3 protein-coding genes are annotated in these 1,725 nt (G+C 38.1%); 1 reads left to right on the top strand and 2 read right to left on the bottom strand.

Features of this window, described 5'->3' with window-relative positions; genetic code table 11:
- Positions 1 to 28: 28 nt before the first annotated feature.
- A complete protein-coding gene (locus tag ACFIL8_RS09900; RefSeq protein WP_375613768.1) occupies positions 29 to 364 on the bottom strand; it encodes a hypothetical protein in 336 nt (111 codons plus the stop codon).
- A gap of 202 nt (positions 365 to 566) precedes the next feature.
- Here ACFIL8_RS09900 and ACFIL8_RS09895 point away from each other — a divergent pair, with 202 nt between their 5' ends.
- Positions 567 to 1,193 (top strand): hypothetical protein, encoded by a 627-nt coding sequence (locus ACFIL8_RS09895; RefSeq protein ID WP_006590334.1) that lies wholly within the window; start codon positions 567 to 569, stop codon positions 1,191 to 1,193.
- A gap of 9 nt (positions 1,194 to 1,202) precedes the next feature.
- Here ACFIL8_RS09895 and ACFIL8_RS09890 read toward each other — a convergent pair.
- Positions 1,203 to 1,725 (bottom strand): hypothetical protein (locus ACFIL8_RS09890; protein ID WP_375682181.1); only part of this gene is annotated, 523 nt, incomplete at its 5' end.

Genomic DNA, 1,725 nt, shown 5'->3' with positions numbered 1-1,725 from the left:
AAAAATCGGTATAAGTTTTGGTACAATCTTAATCTGTCTTGTCGTCATTCATTGTTAAAGGAGCAATTTCTACACGCCCTATGATCTTAATCGCGCCCCCATCTTCCCCCGTCACTTGCAAGGGCAACACCTTCCCAAGCAACGCTAAATAAGCCGCAGGGCATCTTATTGCCTGCTTTTCGAGATAAGAGATTAATCCCTCTTTCCCATACTTATTGCCTGCCAATTCAGCAGCTTTAAGAATAGCCTCTTTCAAAAGGCGTGTATTCTTATTGGGTACACCTTTGACACGCCCCATTCCTGCCTTAGGGGGTTTATATTTTTTCTTTGTTTGAGAAATCTGTTCTGTATTTTGTGATGTCATAAAATACACCCTCCAGATAATAAAAAACCCCGCATTTGCGGGGATTTTGAACTGTACATTTCCCTCTCTAGACACAATACGCCTAAGTACAGTAATGTCATTAAATACGATTTGCTACACTTTGTCAACATAAAAATAACACATATTGATAATTTCAAAGGGAATCAGTTAAACAGCACTTATGAATAATTAAGGGTTCAAAATGATGAAATCATTATCCATAACACGCATCATAACATTTATAGCTTTCTTTTCTATATCAGCGCTACCTGCATCAGCGTCATTTGGATTTATAGACAAATTGACGCGTATGTTTACAAGTGTAGATACTATAGAGAAGTATAATCAACTTTACGACAAATACGCGAGTAAAGAATATACTGGCTTTACGCATTTTAATAAGCTAAGCCAAGCACAAGAATTTGTATACAGCCGTGGCCATCATAAGATGCCTTCCAAATTTGATCCTGTATTGCATCGTCACGTATTCGTTATTTTATGTGGACGCTTTGTGAATTTATTGCGGGGTGAGTATAATGAAGAAATGTCATGGGCAATGCTACCCAATGTAATAAGTCGTTTACGTTATGAACATAATTGGAGTGAAAGAGATTTTATGTGGGCATACAACGAATCCAATAACAGCAAAAATCCAATGATTTATTATGCAAAAAAATTTCTTAGTAATTCGACTGGAACTGGCATTAGCCCCAAAACACAAATGATAGTTGTAGTATCTGACGTGAGCACCGGTGATTATGAAAACACTAAACAAGTCGCTAGATTTTGCAGAGACTTACCAACGATATATGATATAATGAAACCGTAATAGAGATTGTCATTTACGATCAAAATGTTTCTGAAGCGCATTAAGAGCTATACGTAATGAAGGTACAAGATATGATAATGTTTGATCTTCTATAACGAGGCACTGTAGCGCTGCATAAAGGTTATATTGTCTATAGAGGCATTGGGCTTCTTTTAGTGCCTCTTGCGTGTTTATAAACTGCTCTGTTGCAAATTCTACCCATTTATCTCTTGCCTTATCATCAGATGATGATGGCATTTCGTCATAAATTGCATTAGGCAAGCCTTTTGCGCAAAGGTAATTATTCCTTATCTGTAGATATTGCTGGGCGGTGTCGTATTGCTCTTGAGTAAGCACGCCTTGCAAGCAAAGCCGCCCTATATAAGACCCAGAGAGTGGATTTTTTGCCTCTTGTAGCGTTAAACCAAAGCGTTTTGCACGCATTTCTATTGCCAATTTATCAACGGCTTCACGCAGTGCTTTTGCACGTGATATACGTCCGTTTGGTTCTCTTACCTGCCCTGCTATTTTAGGGCGTCCCCTTTTTTTATTT

It is taken from the genome of Bartonella sp. AP57NXGY (genome assembly GCF_042195805.1).
GTDB lineage: Bacteria > Pseudomonadota > Alphaproteobacteria > Rhizobiales > Rhizobiaceae > Bartonella.
Note: the sequence above shows the minus strand (reverse complement) of the source record. Positions and strands in the feature narration are given on the sequence as shown.